At 57.8% G+C, this 17,983-nt stretch carries 16 protein-coding genes; 2 read left to right on the top strand and 14 right to left on the bottom strand.

What is annotated here, in order from left to right:
• Positions 1–24: 24 nt before the first annotated feature.
• Both ACRC4F_RS19385 and ACRC4F_RS19390 read right to left on the bottom strand, forming a co-directional pair.
• Positions 25–477 carry a PaaI family thioesterase gene (locus ACRC4F_RS19385; protein ID WP_438660784.1) on the bottom strand — a complete coding sequence of 151 codons (453 nt, stop codon included), beginning with the start codon at positions 475–477 and terminating at the stop codon, positions 25–27.
• Positions 474–950 (bottom strand): PaaI family thioesterase, encoded by a 477-nt coding sequence (locus ACRC4F_RS19390; protein ID WP_438660785.1) that lies wholly within the window; start codon positions 948–950, stop codon positions 474–476. Before ACRC4F_RS19390 ends, ACRC4F_RS19385 begins: the two co-directional genes overlap by 4 nt.
• A gap of 157 nt (positions 951–1,107) precedes the next feature.
• Here ACRC4F_RS19390 and ACRC4F_RS19395 point away from each other — a divergent pair, with 157 nt between their 5' ends.
• The gene (locus tag ACRC4F_RS19395) at positions 1,108–1,341 is read left to right on the top strand and encodes a hypothetical protein (RefSeq protein WP_438660786.1); all 234 of its coding nucleotides are present in this window, start codon (positions 1,108–1,110) and stop codon (positions 1,339–1,341) included.
• Between the two features lie 66 nt (positions 1,342–1,407).
• Here ACRC4F_RS19395 and ACRC4F_RS19400 read toward each other — a convergent pair whose 3' ends face one another.
• The 12 genes from ACRC4F_RS19400 to sdhC all read right to left on the bottom strand — a co-directional run bounded on the left by ACRC4F_RS19400 (position 1,408) and on the right by sdhC (position 15,973).
• The gene (locus tag ACRC4F_RS19400) at positions 1,408–1,809 is read right to left on the bottom strand and encodes an MAPEG family protein (RefSeq protein WP_109628639.1); all 402 of its coding nucleotides are present in this window, start codon (positions 1,807–1,809) and stop codon (positions 1,408–1,410) included.
• The gene (locus tag ACRC4F_RS19405) at positions 1,809–2,546 is read right to left on the bottom strand and encodes a DUF599 domain-containing protein (RefSeq protein WP_438660787.1); all 738 of its coding nucleotides are present in this window, start codon (positions 2,544–2,546) and stop codon (positions 1,809–1,811) included. Before ACRC4F_RS19405 ends, ACRC4F_RS19400 begins: the two co-directional genes overlap by 1 nt.
• A gap of 291 nt (positions 2,547–2,837) precedes the next feature.
• Entirely contained in the window at positions 2,838–4,151 is a 1,314-nt protein-coding gene (brnQ, locus tag ACRC4F_RS19410; RefSeq protein WP_438660788.1) for a branched-chain amino acid transport system II carrier protein, read from the bottom strand.
• A 431-nt stretch (positions 4,152–4,582) separates the two neighbouring features.
• Positions 4,583–5,464, bottom strand: a complete 882-nt coding sequence (sucD, locus tag ACRC4F_RS19415; RefSeq protein ID WP_008148605.1) for a succinate--CoA ligase subunit alpha — start codon at positions 5,462–5,464, stop codon at positions 4,583–4,585.
• Positions 5,464–6,630: an ADP-forming succinate--CoA ligase subunit beta gene (gene sucC, locus ACRC4F_RS19420; protein WP_438660789.1), complete on the bottom strand. Its 1,167-nt coding sequence runs from the start codon at positions 6,628–6,630 to the stop codon at positions 5,464–5,466. The genes sucD and sucC overlap by 1 nt, the downstream gene beginning before the upstream one ends.
• Before the next feature lie 198 nt (positions 6,631–6,828).
• Entirely contained in the window at positions 6,829–8,265 is a 1,437-nt protein-coding gene (lpdA, locus tag ACRC4F_RS19425; protein WP_438660790.1) for a dihydrolipoyl dehydrogenase, read from the bottom strand.
• Between the two features lie 110 nt (positions 8,266–8,375).
• The gene (odhB, locus tag ACRC4F_RS19430) at positions 8,376–9,596 is read right to left on the bottom strand and encodes a 2-oxoglutarate dehydrogenase complex dihydrolipoyllysine-residue succinyltransferase (RefSeq protein WP_033056077.1); all 1,221 of its coding nucleotides are present in this window, start codon (positions 9,594–9,596) and stop codon (positions 8,376–8,378) included.
• Between the two features lie 42 nt (positions 9,597–9,638).
• The gene (locus tag ACRC4F_RS19435; protein ID WP_438660791.1) at positions 9,639–12,470 is read right to left on the bottom strand and encodes a 2-oxoglutarate dehydrogenase E1 component; all 2,832 of its coding nucleotides are present in this window, start codon (positions 12,468–12,470) and stop codon (positions 9,639–9,641) included.
• Between the two features lie 259 nt (positions 12,471–12,729).
• Positions 12,730–13,434 carry a succinate dehydrogenase iron-sulfur subunit gene (locus ACRC4F_RS19440; RefSeq protein WP_145319064.1) on the bottom strand — a complete coding sequence of 235 codons (705 nt, stop codon included), beginning with the start codon at positions 13,432–13,434 and terminating at the stop codon, positions 12,730–12,732.
• An 11-nt stretch (positions 13,435–13,445) separates the two neighbouring features.
• Positions 13,446–15,221 (bottom strand): succinate dehydrogenase flavoprotein subunit, encoded by a 1,776-nt coding sequence (gene sdhA, locus ACRC4F_RS19445; RefSeq protein ID WP_008032662.1) that lies wholly within the window; start codon positions 15,219–15,221, stop codon positions 13,446–13,448.
• A 3-nt stretch (positions 15,222–15,224) separates the two neighbouring features.
• Positions 15,225–15,593: a succinate dehydrogenase, hydrophobic membrane anchor protein gene (sdhD, locus tag ACRC4F_RS19450; protein WP_007959040.1), complete on the bottom strand. Its 369-nt coding sequence runs from the start codon at positions 15,591–15,593 to the stop codon at positions 15,225–15,227.
• Entirely contained in the window at positions 15,587–15,973 is a 387-nt protein-coding gene (gene sdhC, locus ACRC4F_RS19455) for a succinate dehydrogenase, cytochrome b556 subunit (protein WP_438660792.1), read from the bottom strand. The genes sdhD and sdhC overlap by 7 nt, the downstream gene beginning before the upstream one ends.
• A 349-nt stretch (positions 15,974–16,322) precedes the next feature.
• On the opposite strand from sdhC, the gene gltA reads away from it, so the two are divergent.
• A complete protein-coding gene (gene gltA, locus ACRC4F_RS19460) occupies positions 16,323–17,612 on the top strand; it encodes a citrate synthase (RefSeq protein WP_438660793.1) in 1,290 nt (429 codons plus the stop codon).
• Positions 17,613–17,983 lie beyond the last annotated feature (371 nt).

A 17,983-nucleotide genomic window follows, 5' to 3' on the forward strand; every position in this document is an offset into this window, starting at 1 on the left:
TGTCATCAGAGTTTGGGGCTGAGTTCAGGATTTCAAGGGCTCTTCAATTTTGAAATGGCCGCGGGCCGTGGCAATCGGTTCGGCTTCGGTGGTTTGCCAGGCCGTTATCGCTACGTTGGCAACGCGTCGGCCTTGCCGGCAGACCTGACATTTGGCCCAGGTATCACGAAACTGCCCGGCTCGCAGGTAGTCGAGGGAGAAGTCGATGATCTTTGGCACACCGGGCGAACCTGTGAAAATCAGCAGGTGCAGCGCTGCGGCCAGCTCCATGAATCCGGCGATCACCCCGCCATGGATGGCCGGCAGTAAAGGGTTACCAATGTTGTCCTTGTTGGCCGGCAGGCGAAACAGCAACTCATCCCCGACACGCGAGCACTCGACACCGATCAGTTTGGCGTAAGGGAGCAAATGGAGCAGCGAGGCGTAGTCCCCCTGCTCGTGGGCCTGCTGAAATTGTTCCTTGAACGTGTCAGTCATTTCGCACCTCCGGCGATCGCACCACCAAAACCCTTGGTGCCTTTGATGGCTTTGCCCATGCGCATGAACGTGCCGACGACATGTGCGATGGGCTGTTCGGGATCGTCCTGGTAGGCGAAGCCCCGAGCGAAGATCACGTCGGTGGTCACCCGGTAGCATTGGGCGAAACCGTAGACATCCTTGTGAGGCTCGGCGGCGTGCATGTAGTCGATGCGTAGATCGAGGGTCGGGCAAACTTCAAATTCGGGCAGGACGCACAGGGTCGACATGCCGCACGCGGTGTCCATCAGGGAGGTGAGCGCCCCGCCATGGATCACTCCGGTCTGCGGATTGCCGACAATTTGCGGGCTGTAAGGCAGGATGACCGTCAGTCCTTCGCTGCTGGCGCTGTGAACGCGCAAACCCAGTACCTGACAGTGCCTGAGCGCCGAAAGAAATCGCGTCGCGCGCTCAAAAACGGGGTTTTCGGCCATGTGATAAACACTCTTCTTAGTATTCGGAGATCGTATTCAGCGTATGCGTAAAAGTTCCCGCAGGAATAATCTTATATATCTGAACGAATTGAGGAACTTAACCCTGACGGCTGTGCTCGAAAGGCCAGTAGATATTTTCCATAAGGAGAAACACCCCATGCGTAAGACTTTAGCTATTGCCTTGATGTTGACCGCTTCCCTCGGTCTCGCTGCCTGCGATAAAAAATCCGAGGACAAAGCTCAAGAAGCCGACAAACATGCTGAGCAAGCTCAGCAAGACATGAACAAAGCTCAGGATAAAGTGAACGACGCTGCGAAAGAAAACGCCGAAGCTGCCAAAGCTCAGGCTGAATCGAACGAAGCGGCAGCAAAAGAAGCGCCTAAAAACTAAAACAGTTTTTAGCGTGATAAAGAAAACCCGCCAAGTGCGGGTTTTCTTTTGCCTGCGATTTGCCCGCTAGAGCAAAATAGTTCTAAAAGTCGGACTAATCATCAGCAGCAAACTACACACTAATCCGATGAACCACACCAAACTGCGCTGCCAGGCAAGATCTGCCCAATAGCACAGTAAATAAATGATCCGGGTAATCACAAAGATGATTGCCAGCGAGTCGATCAGCCACCCCGCCGTTTGCGTGGTGTGCGCCATCAACACCCCCACCGCAAATAATATGAATGCCTCGAAGCAGTTTTGATGCGCCGCCACCGCACGGGCGCCAAAGCCTGTGAGTTGCGCTTGTTGCTGGCGCGGCAGGTGATTGTCGTAACCGCCCTGCTCTTTCATGGCCTTGGCCACCGGAATCTTTGCCACATAAATCAGCAAGGCGCTGATAAACACGCACCAGAACGGAATACTCATCAAGCGGCCTCTTTGTTGGCTTCGGGCAATGGCGCCTCTGTAGGGGTATAGACCATCACGTCGAGAACGTCGGAATGAAACTCCCGGCGATACAACACCAGCACCACACCGGCACTCATCAACATGAACAGCCACGGGCTGACGAACCAGGCCAGCATGGTCATGCCGAAGTAATAAGAGCGCAGGCCAAAGTTGAACTGGTTGGCGGCCATGGAGATAACGCGGGCCGCTCGGGCCGCGAAGGCTTTGCGCTCTTGTTCGGAAACGTGGCGCTCACCGATCATCGGTGCCGAGCCAATCAGAATCGCGGCGAAGTTGTACTGGCGCATGCACCAGCTGAACGTAAAGAACGCGTAGACAAACACCAGCGCCAGGCACAGCAACTTGATCTCCGACATGCCCTGCGACGCCTGTTGCACCATCGGAATATCCGCCAGCAACGACACGGCCCGTTCGGACGCGCCGAGCACCGTCAGAATACCGGCCAGGATAATCAGTGTGCTGGAAGCGAAGAACGAGGCGTTGCGCTCCAGATTACCGACCACGCTGGCGTCTGCGATGCGGTTGTCGCGCAGCAACATGCGGCGCATCCAGTCTTCACGGTACAAGTGCAGCACACTCGCCAGGCAAGCGGTGTCACGACCCTTCCACGTCGCATAACGGGTGTAGCCGCCCCAGCAGATGACAAACCAGACGGCGGCGAGGATGTGGATGATGTTGGCGTGGATGAACGACATGCAGGTCCTTGTGATGTGAGATCGGTACACCGATACCCTGTGGGAGCGAGCCTGCTCCGGGCGGCGTTCCGACGATGACGGATTTACATTCAACACGGATGTTGACTGATCTACCGCTATCGTCGGAACGCCGCCCGGAGCCGGCTCGCTCCCACAGGGAATTTGCAGTGTTTCGACGTTAGCTGACAAAAAAAGACACTGCATCACGCGCATAAAAAATGCCCCGTATCGATTGATACGGGGCATTTCTGTTTTAGCTCAAGACCCGCTTGTGGCGGATCATGAAGCCGCTTAAGCCAGCGCTTCTTCGCGCTTGCCCAGCAGACGGTCGCAGACCACCGCAACCACCAATGTCATCACCGACGGCACCAGCCACGCCAAGCCCTGCTCGCTCAGCGGCAGGTGGGACAGCTGAGTCGGCATCCAGTCCGCCAGACCCGCGCCCTTGAGCGCATCGATCAGGCCGAAAATGAACGAAACCAACATGACCGGGCCAACGATGCGGCCCTGTTCATGCCAGAAGTCCTTGCAGAAGCTCAGCGCTACCAGGGCGATGCACGGCGGGTAAATCGCTGTCAGCACCGGGATCGAGAACGCAATCAGCTTGGTGAGGCCCAGGTTGGACACAAACAGCGAGAACACCGCCAGAATGATGACCAATGTCTTGTAGGACAGTGGCAGCACACGACTGAAGTATTCAGCGCAGGCGCAGGTCAGGCCGACAGCCGTCACCAGACACGCCAGGGAGATCAGCACCGCGAGGAAACCGCTGCCCAACGAACCGAAGGTGTGTTGAACGTAAGCGTGCAACACCGCAGCACCGTTGGTTGCACCGGCCGCCACTTCATGGCTGCCGGAACCGAGACGGAAAAGGCTGACGTACACCAGCGCCAGGCCCACGCCGGCAATCAGGCCGGCAATGATCGCGTAACGGGTGATCAGCACCGGCGACTCGACGCCACGGGAGCGGATCGCATTGACGATGACGATGCCGAACACCAGTGCGCCGAGGGTATCCATGGTCAGGTAACCATTGATGAAACCCTGGGAAAACGGTGCCGCCACGTATTCCGGGGTAGCCACGCCGATGTCGCCGGCCGGCAACGCGAACGCGGCGATGCCGAGCGCGGCCAGGGCGATGATCTTCAGGGGCGCGAGGAAACGTCCTACGGTATCCAGCAAACGGCCTGGATAGAGCGAAATGAAGAACACCAGCAGGAAGTACACCGAGCTGTAGAGGAACAGCGCGAGCGGGCTCTCGCCGGTCAACGGCGCCAGACCCACTTCGAACGACACAGTCGCCGTGCGCGGCGTGGCAAACAGCGGGCCCACGGCGAGGTAGCAGGCGGCGGCCAGCAAGCCGCCGGCGATCTTGCCGATCGGGCTGCTCAACGCATCCATCGCACCACCGACCTTGGCCAGGGCAACCACGGTGATCACAGGCAGACCGACCGCAGTGATCAGAAAGCCCAGCGCCGCCATCCAGACATTGGGCCCGGACTGCAAACCGACGATAGGCGGGAAGATGATATTGCCAGCCCCGACGAACAGGGCAAACGTCATAAAACCAAGTGCCAGGATGTCCTGACCTTTCAAAACTTTCATTAAGGAAATACCACACTACTGAATCGGAATTTAGAGAGGGATTTCCCTTATGGGTGAGGGAAATGCTGTCGGTCCGTATAGGACTGACCCTTTAGCGCGTTGCTTCCTTATGGGCCGCGGACGCAAAAATGGTCGCTAGCCTAACGAATTTGCCCGACAAACGCACTGTTAAGGGGCGATCTATCCGATACACGACATTTCTGTGTCGCGTTTACATATCTTATTTTCACCACAGAACTTGTGGTGAGGGGATTCATCCCCGTTCGGCTGCGCAGCAGTCGTAAAACCATTGTATGCGGTGCATCGGATACACCTCGGATGCAGGTTTTGGGGCCGCTTCGCGACCCAACGGGGATAAATCCCCTCGCCACAATGACAAAGGCCACCCTAAGGTGGCCTTTGTCTGGTGAAGCGTCAGCTAAGCGCGAGGCTTATTTGATCGCCCAACCGGTCAGCTCGGACAAAGCCTTGCCGATGTCTGCCAGCGAACGCACGGTTTTAACGCCTGCGTCTTCCAGGGCAGCAAACTTCTCGTCTGCAGTGCCTTTGCCGCCAGAGATGATTGCGCCAGCATGGCCCATGCGCTTGCCCGCAGGGGCAGTCACACCAGCGATGTAGGAAACAACCGGCTTGGTCACGTGTGCCTTGATGTAGGCAGCCGCTTCTTCTTCAGCCGAACCGCCGATCTCGCCGATCATTACGATCGCTTCGGTCTTCGGGTCTTCCTGGAACAGCTTCAGGATGTCGATGAAGTTCGAACCCGGGATCGGGTCACCGCCGATGCCGACGCAAGTCGACTGACCGAAACCGGCGTCAGTGGTCTGCTTAACAGCTTCGTAGGTCAGGGTGCCGGAACGGGAAACGATACCGACCTTGCCTGGCAAGTGAATGTGACCTGGCATGATGCCGATCTTGCATTCGCCTGGAGTGATCACGCCTGGGCAGTTAGGACCGATCAGGACTACGCCCAGCTCGTCGCACTTAACTTTAGCGTCCAGCATGTCCAGGGTAGGAATGCCTTCGGTGATGCAGACGATCAGCTTGATGCCGCCGAAAGCTGCTTCCAGGATGGAGTCCTTGCAGAAAGGAGCTGGAACGTAGATCACGCTGGCGGTGGCGCCAGTGGCAGCTACAGCGTCTTTCACGGTGTTGAACACTGGCAGACCCAGGTGTTCGGTGCCGCCTTTACCAGGAGTAACGCCACCCACCATCTTGGTGCCGTATTCGATGGCTTGCTGGGTGTGGAAACTACCTTGCGAACCGGTAATACCCTGGCAGATAACTTTGGTGTCTTTATTGATCAGGACGCTCATTATTTGCCCTCCGCAGCTTTAACGACTTGTTGAGCAGCGTCGGTCAGGCTGGTAGCAGCGATGATGTTCAAACCGCTTTCTGCCAGTACTTTAGCGCCCAGCTCAGCGTTGTTGCCTTCAAGGCGAACAACAACCGGGATTTTCACGCCGACTTCTTTCACGGCGCCAATGATGCCTTCGGCAATCATGTCGCAACGAACGATGCCGCCGAAGATGTTAACCAGTACTGCAGCGACGTTGGAGTCGGACAGAATGATCTTGAACGCTTCGGTAACGCGTTCTTTGGTAGCACCGCCGCCCACGTCGAGGAAGTTGGCTGGTTTGCCGCCATGCAGGTTGACGATGTCCATGGTACCCATGGCCAGGCCAGCACCGTTGACCATGCAACCGATGTTGCCTTCCAGCGCTACGTAGTTCAGTTCGAACTTGGCAGCGTGCGCTTCGCGCGGATCGTCTTGCGACGGATCGTGGAAAGTCTTCAGCTTAGGCTGACGGTACATGGCGTTGGCGTCGATGTTGATCTTGGCATCGAGGCAATGCAGATCGCCGTCAGCCTTGATCACCAGCGGGTTCACTTCCAGCAGAGCCAGGTCGTGATCCTTGAACAGCTTGGCCAGACCTACGAAGATCTTGGCGAACTGAGCAACTTGCTTGCCTTCCAGGCCCAGCTGGAATGCCAGCTCGCGACCCTGGAATGGCTGAGCGCCAACCAGTGGATCGATTGTGGCCTTGAGGATTTTTTCTGGGGTTTCGTGAGCGATCTTCTCGATGTCCACGCCACCTTCGGTGGAAGCCATGAACACGATGCGACGGCTCGAACGGTCAACGACAGCGCCCAGGTACAGCTCTTTAGCGATATCAGTGCACGATTCAACCAGGATCTTGGTGACTGGCTGGCCATTGGCGTCAGTCTGGTAAGTCACCAGACGCTTGCCCAGCCACTGCTGTGCGAAGGCCTTGGCGTCTTCTTTGCTGCGAACCAGCTTTACGCCGCCCGCTTTACCGCGACCACCAGCGTGGACCTGGGCTTTGACAACCCACTCGGTGCCGCCGATTTTGTCGCAAGCTTCTGCTGCTGCTTCCGGGGTGTCTACTGCGTAACCGGTCGAAACTGGCAGGCCGTATTCAGCGAACAGCTGCTTACCCTGATACTCGTGAAGATTCATGCTTATTACCGTCTTCGTTAGGTACTGCGCATTCGGTGCTGCACTTGTTCAAGTGCCGCACCACCTGTGACTGCTGCTTGCGTAACCTTTCCGGACAACCGGTGCAGCTACGCAAGACTGCGTCCAGCGGATATTCCGCGGTGAGTCTTGCATGCAAGGCTCACGACGGGCCAAACCGCCGTGGTTTCTTATTGTGTCTTAACGCTTCTTGCGGTTGGCGATGTGGATGGCGCCGCCATTCACAGCCAGAGCTGCTTCGTGCAAGGCTTCAGACAGGGTCGGATGGGAGAAAACCATCATGCCCAGGTCTTCAGCGCTGGTGCCGAATTCCATACCGATCGCGCCCTGCTGAACCAGTTCTGCAGCGCTCGGGCCAATCACGTGGACGCCCAGTACGCGGTCAGTCTTGGCATCGGCAATGACTTTGACGAAACCGCCGGTGTCGTTGGCTGCCATGGCACGGCCACTGGCTGCGAACGGGAAGGTGCCAACGTTAACTTCAACGCCTTCAGCCTTCAAGACCTGCTCGGTCTTGCCCACCCACGCGATTTCCGGGTGAGTATAAATAACAGACGGGATCAGGTCATAGTTGATTTGGGCTTTGTGGCCCTTGATGCGCTCAACGACCATGATGCCTTCTTCGGACGCCTTGTGCGCCAGCATCATGCCGCGAACCACGTCGCCGATCGCGTAAACGCCCGGCACGCTGGTGGCGCACTGGTCGTCAACGAACACGAAACCGCGCTCGTCGATGTTCACACCGCTGTCGGCAGCCAACAGTTCGGTGGTCACTGGACGGCGACCAACGGCAACGATCAGCTTGTCGAACGTGATGTTCTGCTCGCCATTGGCATCGGTGTAGTTCACGACAACTTCGTTGCCATTCACTTTGGAACCGGTGACGCGAGCGCCCAGCTTGATGTCCAGACCTTGTTTGGTCAGGGTCTTGAAGGCTTCTTTGGAAACGGCGTCGTCAGCGGCTGGCAGGAACTTCTCCAGCGCTTCCAGGACAACCACTTCCGAACCCAGACGCGACCAGACCGAACCCAGTTCCAGGCCGATCACGCCAGCGCCGATCACGCCCAGACGTTTAGGTACGGTTTGGAATTCCAGCGCGCCGGTCGAATCGACGATCACGTTCTGGTCAACCGGAGCCGGTGGAATGTCGATCGGACGCGAGCCCGACGCCAGAATCACGTTCTCGGCGTCGATGATTTCAACGGTGCCGTCTGGCTTGGTCAGTTCGACTTTCTTGCCGGCCAGCAGTTTGCCGTGGCCTTGCAGGGAAGTGACGCCGTTGGCCTTGAACAGGGTGGCAACGCCCGAGGTCAGGCCTTTGACGATGTTGGCTTTACGGCCAACCATTGCTGCCACGTCCATGGTCACGCCAGCGTGATTGATACCGTGGATGGCGAAGCCTTCTTTGGCTTCCTTGTATTTCCAGGAGCTGTCCAGCAGCGCCTTGGACGGAATGCAGCCGACGTTCAGGCAAGTACCGCCGAGGGCAAGTTTGCCTTCCTTGTCGGTGTATTTCTCGATGCAGGCAGTGGAGAGGCCCAGTTGCGCTGCTTTAATGGCAGCCACGTAACCGCCAGGGCCCGCGCCAATCACTACCACGTCGAATTTCTGAGTCATGTGTCATTCCTTCTCGAATCAAACCGGACAATCCCTTTTGGGGATTGTCGTGGGACGAAGCTGGTCATTACAGGAGGGCCGCCCATCAATGGACGGCCCGTGCAACGAAATCAGATATCCAGCAGCAAACGAGCCGGGTCTTCCAGCAGGTTCTTGATGGTAACCAGGAAGGTCACAGCTTCTTTGCCATCGATCAGACGGTGATCGTAGGACAGCGCCAGGTACATCATCGGACGGATTACGACCTGACCGTTGATCGCCATAGGACGCTGCAGAATGTTGTGCATGCCCAGGATGGCCGCTTGTGGCGGGTTAACGATCGGCGTCGACATCATCGAACCGAAGGTACCACCGTTGGTGATGGTGAACGTACCGCCGGTCATTTCATCCATCGACAGTTTGCCGTCGCGAGCCTTCTTGCCGAAGGTGGCGATGCCGCCTTCGATTTCAGCCAGGCTCATCAGTTCGGCGTTACGCAGAACCGGTACGACCAGGCCGCGGTCGCTGGAAACAGCCACACCGACGTCAGCGTAGCCGTGGTAAACGATGTCCGCACCGTCGATCGACGCGTTGACAGCCGGGAAGCGTTTCAGCGCTTCGGTGGCCGCTTTCACGAAGAACGACATGAAGCCCAGGCGTACGCCGTTGTGGGACTTCTCGAACAGGTCCTTGTACTTCGAACGCAGGGCCATGACTTCGGTCATGTCGACTTCGTTGAAGGTGGTCAGCATCGCCATGTTCGACTGGGCTTCTACCAGGCGCTTGGCCACGGTAGCGCGAACACGGGTCATCGGAACGCGCTTCTCGATGCGGTCGCCAGCGGCGAATACAGGAGCAGCGGCAGCCGGAGCAGCAGCCTTGGCAGGTGCGGCAGCCGGAGCGGCTTTCTTGGCAGCAACGGCTGCAACCACGTCTTCCTTGGTCACACGACCGCCTTTGCCGGTGCCGGCAACGGAAGCGATGTTGATGCCGTTTTCTTCAGCCAGCTTGCGAGCAGCCGGTGCAGCGACAGGATCGTCTTCGCCTTCGGCAGCTGGAGCAGCAGCTTGAGCAGCGGCAGGAGCTGCGGCAGCAGCCGGAGCGGCAGCAGCGCCGCCCGCTTCGATGGAGCCCAGGACTTCGTCGGACAGAACGGTGTCGCCTTCGTTCTTGACGATAGCGCCCAGCACGCCGTCAGCGGTAGCCAACACTTCCAGCACAACCTTGTCGGTTTCGATGTCGACGATCAGGTCATCACGCTTTACAGCGTCGCCCGGTTGTTTGTGCCAGGTGGCAACGGTGCCGTCGGCAACCGATTCCGGGAAAGTGGGGGCTTTGATTTCGATAGCCATTATCTGTGAGTCCTTAAATTCGGTTTCAGGTGCGCGAAGGCGTTAAACAGTAAAGGCGTCTTGCAGCAGTTTTTCCTGCTGCTCAGCGTGCATCGATGCGTAACCGCATGCAGGTGCAGCAGAAGCCTCACGGCCCGCGTACTCGAGTACGAGAGACTTGTTGAGATTGCTGATGCTGCGACGCATGTGGTGTTGGCTGCAGTACCACGCCCCCTGGTTCATCGGCTCTTCCTGGCACCACACGGCATTTTTGACGTTGGTGTAAGGAGCCAGGACTTCTTTCAAGTCGTCCTCAGGGAATGGGTACAGCTGCTCGATACGCACGATGGCGATGTCGTCACGACCTTCGGCACGGCGTTTTTCCAGCAGGTCGTAGTAGACCTTGCCGCTACACAGAACAACGCGCTCGACCTTTTTCGGGTCCAGAGCATCGATTTCCGGGATCACGGTCTGGAACGAACCTTCGGCCAGATCTTCCAGGGTCGAGATGGCCAGCTTGTGACGCAGCAGCGACTTCGGAGTCAGAACGATCAACGGCTTGCGCAGCGGGCGAATCACCTGACGGCGCAGCAAGTGGTAGATCTGAGCCGGCGTAGTCGGCACGGCAACCTGAATGTTGTGCTCGGCGCACAGCTGCAGGTAACGCTCCAGACGAGCCGAAGAGTGCTCCGGACCCTGACCTTCATAACCGTGCGGCAGCAGCATGGTCAGACCGCAGAGACGGCCCCACTTGTGCTCGCCACTGGTGATGAACTGGTCGATAACCACCTGGGCACCGTTGGCGAAGTCGCCGAACTGGGCTTCCCAGATCACCAGCGCCTCAGGCGTGGTGGTCGAGTAACCGTATTCGAACGCCAGCACGGCTTCTTCGGACAGGAACGAATCGTACAGGTCGAAACGTGGCTGGCCCTTGTACAGGTTTTGCAGCGGAACGTAGGTGCCCGCGTCTTTCTGGTTGTGCAAGACAGCGTGACGGTGCGAGAACGTACCGCGACCGATGTCCTGACCCGTCATGCGAATCGGGTGACCTTCGAACGCCAGGGTCGCGTACGCCATGGTTTCGGCATAACCCCAGTTGATCGGCAGGCCGCCGGCTTGCATTTTCTGACGGTCTTCGTAGATTTTCGAAACCTGGCGCTGAACCACGAAGCCTTCCGGAATTTCCAGCAGCTTGGCGGACAGTTCCTGCAAGGTTTTCAGATCGAAACGCGTGTCGTGACGCGCAGTCCAGGCGTGGCCCAGATACGGACGCCAGTCTACGAACAACTCTTTGTTCGGCTCTTTGACCAGGCTTTTTACGACATGCAGACCGTTGTCCAGCGCGTTGCGGTATTCGTCGACTTTCGCCTGAACACGCTCTGCGTCGAGCACACCGCCCTGGGTCAGACGATCGGCATACAGCTCACGGGTGGTGCGCTGCTTGGTGATCTGCTGATACATGATCGGCTGGGTGCCGCTTGGCTCGTCGGCTTCGTTGTGGCCGCGACGACGGTAGCAGACCAGGTCGATCACCACGTCACGCTTGAACTGCATGCGGTAGTCGATGGCCAGCTGGGTCACGAACAACACGGCTTCCGGATCATCGCCATTCACATGGAGGATCGGCGCCTGGATCATCTTCGCCACGTCGGTCGCGTACTCGGTGGAGCGCGAGTCCAGCGGGTTGCTGATGGTGAAACCAACCTGGTTGTTGATCACGATGTGCACGGTGCCGCCGGTCTTGAAACCGCGGGTCTGCGACATCTGGAAGGTTTCCATCACCACGCCTTGACCGGCGAATGCCGCGTCGCCGTGGATGGAGATCGGCAGAACTTTCTCGCCGGTAGGGTCGTTACGACGATCCTGACGGGCGCGAACCGAACCCTCGACCACTGGAGATACGATCTCCAGGTGGGACGGGTTGAACGCCATGGCCAGGTGAACTTCACCGCCGGTGGTCATCACGTTGGACGAGAAGCCCTGATGATATTTAACGTCACCGGAACCCAGCTCGACCTTCTTCTTGCCTTCGAACTCGTCGAACAGCTCGCGCGGGTTCTTGCCGAAGGTGTTGACCAGCACGTTCAGACGGCCACGGTGGGCCATGCCGATGACGATTTCCTTGGTGCCGTAGGAGCCGGAACGCTGGATCAGCTCGTCGAGCATCGGAATCAGGCTTTCGCCGCCTTCCAGGCCGAAACGCTTGGTGCCCGGGTATTTGGTGCCCAGGTATTTTTCCAGGCCTTCACCGGCAGTGACGCGCTCGAGCAGATGACTCTTGATGTCGGCGGAGTACGTCGGACGGCCACGCACGCTTTCCAGACGCTGCTGGAACCACTGGCGCTGCTCGGAATCGGTGATGTGCGTAAATTCAGCGCCGATGGTGCGGCAATATGTCTGCTGCAACGCTTCGTGAATTTCGCGTAGGCTCGCCTCCTCTTTGCCGATGAACAGGTCGCCGGCACGGAAGGTCGTATCAAGATCGGCATTGGTCAAGCCGTAATGATTGATCGACAGGTCTGCAGGTGCAGGACGCTGCCACAGCCCCAGCGGGTCAAGCTGGGCTGCCTGGTGGCCACGCATACGGTAGGCCTGGATCAATCGCAGCACTTCAACTTGCTTCTTCTCGTGCTCACTGCTCACGCTGCCGGCGGAAACCGGTTGGGCGCGGCGCTGGTTCTTTGCCAGCAAGACGAAATGATCGCGAATTGTGGAGTGCGAAACATCGGTGGCAGAGTTGCCTTCGGTCGGCAACTTCTGAAAGTAGGTGCGCCACTCTTCTGGCACAGCGTTAGGGTCGTGCAGGTAGAGCTCATAAAGCTCTTCCACATAGGCAGCGTTACCTCCGGAAAGGTAGGCGCTGTTCCACATGCGCTGCATCACGCTTTCTTGCATGCTTGGTCACCCTCGGTTAGGGGAACACCATCGGCGTCGACACCGAGCAAACTTGCAGAAGTCCGAATGCAGCGACCAAAACAAGCCACTTAGGATCACGCTGATAGTCCGGGTACCAGCCCGGATGCCCCTGCTTGTCTCATTTCTTCAAAATAAGAGCGGCAGCTTTGTGAGCTGCTGCTCAGGTTAAAACTACGGCGCCGGTTGAAGCCTGCGCCGTAGCATCTACGGGTACAGCGGTGCTACGGGTACTGCTGAATCACACGCCGCTTTGCAGCAACATGTGACGCACATGACCGATGGCCTTAGTCGGGTTCAGGCCTTTCGGGCAAACGTTGACGCAGTTCATGATCCCGCGGCAGCGGAATACGCTGAACGGGTCATCCAGCGAAGCCAGACGCTCGGCAGTCTTGGTGTCGCGGCTGTCTGCCAGGAAGCGGTACGCTTGCAGCAGTGCAGCCGGGCCCAGGAACTTGTCCGGGTTCCACCAGAAGGACGGGCAAGAGGTCGAGCAGCAAGCGCACAGGATGCACTCGTACAGACCGTCGAGCTTTTCACGCTCTTCCGGGGTCTGCAGACGTTCGATGGCCGGAGCCGGCGTGTCGTTCTGCAGGAATGGCTTAACCTTCTCGTATTGCTTGTAGAAGATGCTCATATCGACGACCAGGTCACGGATAACCGGCAAACCTGGCAGCGGACGAACGATCAGCTTGTTACCTTTTACGACAGAAGACAGTGGCGTGACGCAGGCCAGACCGTTTTTGCCGTTGATGTTCATGCCGTCGGAACCGCAAACACCTTCACGGCAAGAGCGACGATAGGAGAAACCTTCGTCCTGCTCTTTGATCAGGGCCAGCACGTCCAGCACCATCAGGTCTTTACCACCGGTATCGACCTGGAATTCCTGCATGAACGGCGCAGCGTCCTGATCAGGGTTGTAGCGATAAACACTGACTTGCAACATGGCGGCCACCCTTAATAAGTCCGAATCTTAGGTTCAAAAGTCGGAACAGTCTTCGGCGAGAAGTTCACAGCACGCTTGGTCACGCGCTTGTCACCCGGGAAGTACAGGGTGTGGCACAGCCAGTTTTCGTCGTCGCGATCTTCGTAGTCTTCACGGGCGTGAGCGCCGCGGGACTCTTTGCGGATCTCTGCAGCGATGGCGGTGGCTTCGGCCACTTCCAGCAGGTTCTGCAGTTCCAGGGCTTCGATACGAGCCGTGTTGAACGCCTGGCTCTTGTCGTTGATCTTGACATTGGCGATACGGCCACGCAGATCAGCCAGCTGGGCAATGCCCTTCTGCATGTATTCGCCGGTACGGAATACACCGAAGTAGTTCTGCATGCAGCTTTGCAGCTCTTTACGCAGGGTAGCGACGTCTTCGCCTTCGGTACGCGAGTTCAAGCCATCGAGACGTGCCAGGGCAGCGTCGATGTCGGACTGGCGAGGACGGGCGTAATCAACGCCTTCTTTCAGGGTCTGCTCGAGGAACAGGCCGGCCGCACGGCCGAATACCACCAAGTCAAGCAGCGAGTTGCCGCCCAGGCGGTTGGCACCGTGAACCGATACGCAAGCCACTTCGCCCACTGCGAACAAACCAGGAATGATCTGGTCGACGCCATCGGCGTCCTGAGTGATTGCCTGACCATGAATGTTGGTGGCAACGCCACCCATCATATAGTGGCAGGTTGGAACGACCGGAATCGGCGCCACGGCTGGATCGACGTGGGCGAAGGTCTTGGACAGTTCCATGATGCCTGGCAGACGGCTGTGCAGAACTTCTTCACCGAGGTGATCGAGTTTCAGCATTACGTGGTCGCCATCCGGACCGCAACCGTTGCCGGCGATGATTTCTTTAACCATCGAGCGAGCAACCACGTCACGACCAGCAAGGTCTTTCGCGTTCGGAGCATAACGCTCCATGAAACGCTCGCCGTGCTTGTTGATCAGGTAACCGCCTTCACCGCGGCAGCCTTCTGTAACCAGTACACCGGCGCCGGCGATGCCGGTCGGGTGGAACTGCCACATTTCGATGTCTTGTACCGGCACGCCAGCACGCAGAGCCATGCCGACGCCGTCACCGGTGTTGATCAGGGCATTGGTGGTGGACGAGTAGATACGACCTGCACCGCCGGTCGCCAATACGGTGGCGTTAGCGCGGACGTAGGAGGTTTCGCCGGTTTCGATGCAGATGACGATCATGCCGACAAAGGCACCGTCTTCGTTCTTCACCAGGTCAACGCCGTAGTATTCGTTGAGGAATACAGTGCCGGCCTTGAGGTTGGCTTGATACAAAGTGTGCAGCAGCGCGTGACCGGTACGGTCGGCAGCGGCGCACGTACGTGCAGCCTGGCCACCTTTACCGAAGTCTTTCGACTGACCGCCGAACGGACGCTGATAGATGCGACCCTGTTCGGTACGGGAGAACGGCAAGCCCATGTGCTCGAGTTCGAAGACCGCTTCCGGGCCAACGGAACACATGTATTCGATAGCGTCCTGGTCACCGATGTAGTCGGAACCCTTGACGGTATCGTACATGTGCCAGCGCCAGTCATCGTTCGGGTCAGCGGACGCGATGGCGCAGGTGATGCCACCCTGGGCGGATACAGTGTGCGAACGAGTCGGGAAAACCTTGGTAACTACGGCAGTCTTGTGACCACCTTGTGCCAGCTGCAGCGCAGCGCGCATGCCGGCACCGCCGCCGCCAATGATGATGGCGTCGAACGAAAGCGTATTAACTGTAGTAGACATGAATCAGATACCCCAGAGAATCTGCACACCCCAGACGAAGTAAGCGAACATCGCAACGCCGCATACTGCCTGGAAAAGGAAACGTACTGCAGTCGCGGACTTGCCCAGCGCCATTGGCGTCAGGTAGTCGGTCGCGATGGTCCACATGCCGACCCAGGCGTGAGCGCCCAGGGCCACAAGCGCCAGCAGACTGAAGATACGCATTCCGTTGTGGGCGAACAGGCCATGCCATTGGTCGTAGCCAATGCCCGGATTCGCAACGAGGTATCCGATCAGGAAAATGAAATAAGCCGCGAGAACGACCGCAGACACACGCTGCGCCATCCAGTCATAGAGGCCTGAACGCGACAGGTTCGTAACGCTGGTTACCATATCCAAACTCCCGCCAGAACGATCAACACCGCAGACACGGCGATAATGATTTTCGAGCCCAGTGTGCCGCCTTCCAGCGTCTCACCGATGCCCATGTCCATGATCATATGGCGCACACCGGCTACCAGGTGATACAGAAGAGCGGACAGGAGGCCCCATGCTACGAACTTGGCCAGCGGGCTGGTCAAGGTTGCCTTCACGTCGGCAAAACCTTCCTCGGAACCCAGGGATTTGCTCAATGCATACAGCATGAAGCCAAGGCCCAGGAAGAGGATGATGCCGGAAACACGGTGAAGAAACGACGTAACGCCGGTGATGGGGAGTTTGATGGTCCTTAGGTCTAGGTTTACAGGTCGTTGGCTTTTCACGGCTTTTTTCACACTGAAGAGCCCCTAACAATCAGGGCAAAGTTGTTGGGGAGTGCACTGGTCAGGTAACCACCACCCAGGGATGCGACCCCCAATAAAGCAGGCCCAAAAGCCCCTGGCGGTCGGTGGCCGAGTATAGACAGTTAGGCTACTAATGACAACGCGTTCGCCTTCCCCTAATAGCTGATTGCACAAGTTGGATAAAAGGCGTAAATGGCAGTCAATTTCGAGGAAAAAGTCCGGTTAAAGCCTTCTGGAGCAAGACTTTAGGCAAATTGACATTCGAATTTATCTCACTATAGTGGTGCGGGCCCTGCGTGGGGGGTCTGTCTGATGATTTCAAGCATAAATAGGAGGCCACATGGCTGACAAAAAAGCGCAGTTGATCATCGAGGGCGCAGCCCCCGTCGAGCTGCCCATTTTAACCGGCACCGTTGGTCCCGATGTTATCGATGTTCGGGGCCTGACGGCCACGGGCCGTTTCACCTTTGACCCTGGTTTCATGTCGACAGCTTCCTGCGAGTCGAAGATCACCTATATCGACGGCGACAACGGCATTCTGCTGCACCGCGGTTACCCGATCGAACAGCTGGCTGAAAAGTCGGACTACCTGGAAACCTGCTATCTGCTGCTCAACGGCGAATTGCCGACCGCAGAACAGAAGGCCCAGTTCGTCAGCACCGTGAAGAACCACACCATGGTTCACGAGCAGCTGAAGACCTTCTTCAACGGCTTCCGTCGCGACGCCCACCCAATGGCCGTCATGTGCGGTGTAGTCGGCGCCCTCTCGGCCTTCTACCACGACTCCCTCGACATCAATAACCCGCAGCATCGCGAAATTTCCGCGATCCGCCTGGTTGCCAAAATGCCGACCCTGGCGGCGATGGTTTACAAGTACTCCATGGGCCAACCCATGATGTACCCGCGCAACGACCTGACGTACGCGGAAAACTTCCTGCACATGATGTTCAACACTCCGTGCGAGATCAAACCGATCAGCCCGGTGCTCGCCAAGGCCATGGACCGGATTTTCATCCTCCATGCCGACCACGAGCAGAACGCATCGACTTCCACCGTACGCCTGGCCGGCTCTTCGGGTGCCAACCCGTTCGCCTGTATCGCCGCCGGCATCGCTGCACTGTGGGGCCCTGCCCACGGCGGCGCGAACGAAGCTGTTCTGACCATGCTGGATGAAATTGGCGATGTGTCGAACATCGACAAGTACATCGCCAAGGCCAAGGACAAGAACGATCCGTTCAAGCTGATGGGCTTCGGTCACCGGGTCTACAAAAACCGCGACCCGCGCGCCACCGTCATGAAGCAGACTTGCGACGAAGTACTGAAGGAACTGGGCATCACCAACGATCCGCAACTCGAACTGGCCATGCGCCTGGAAGAGATCGCCCTGACCGACCCGTATTTCATCGAACGCTCGCTGTATCCGAACGTCGACTTCTACTCGGGGATCATCCTCAAGGCGATCGGCATTCCAACCAGCATGTTCACCGTGATCTTCGCTCTGGCGCGGACTGTCGGCTGGATCTCCCACTGGAAAGAAATGCTCTCCAGCCCGTACAAGATTGGCCGTCCGCGCCAGCTGTACACCGGCTACGAGTCGCGTGATATTCCCAAGCTGGAAGACCGCAAATAAGACCTGTCTTGCGATAACGTCTTAACGTTGTACCGGGAGCGGCCTCTATTTATATAGAGGCCGTTTTTGTTTGTGTGGTTTCTGTGGTCTCAGCGGCCTTAGGGCCGACTGGGTTTTTGGTTTTGGGTTGGGTACATATCCGTTTCTGCGGTAACGGCGGCTGGCGGTTTCGCTCTTACAGCGAGTCACTTTTGACAAACGCCTCAAAAGTAACCAAAAAGTCTTCGCCCCGGCGTACGGCGCCTCGCTGAGGCTCCGCGTTCCCTCGCTACGGTGTCCATCAGGGGGCATCGCCTACGGTCTGCTTCGCGACGACCTCCTCTCGATGTGTGCGGCTTCGCCGCACGGCGCTACGCGCCTAACCCCCTGAT

The sequence above is a fragment of the Pseudomonas sp. genome (assembly GCF_051660785.1).
In the GTDB taxonomy this organism is placed as follows: domain Bacteria; phylum Pseudomonadota; class Gammaproteobacteria; order Pseudomonadales; family Pseudomonadaceae; genus Aquipseudomonas.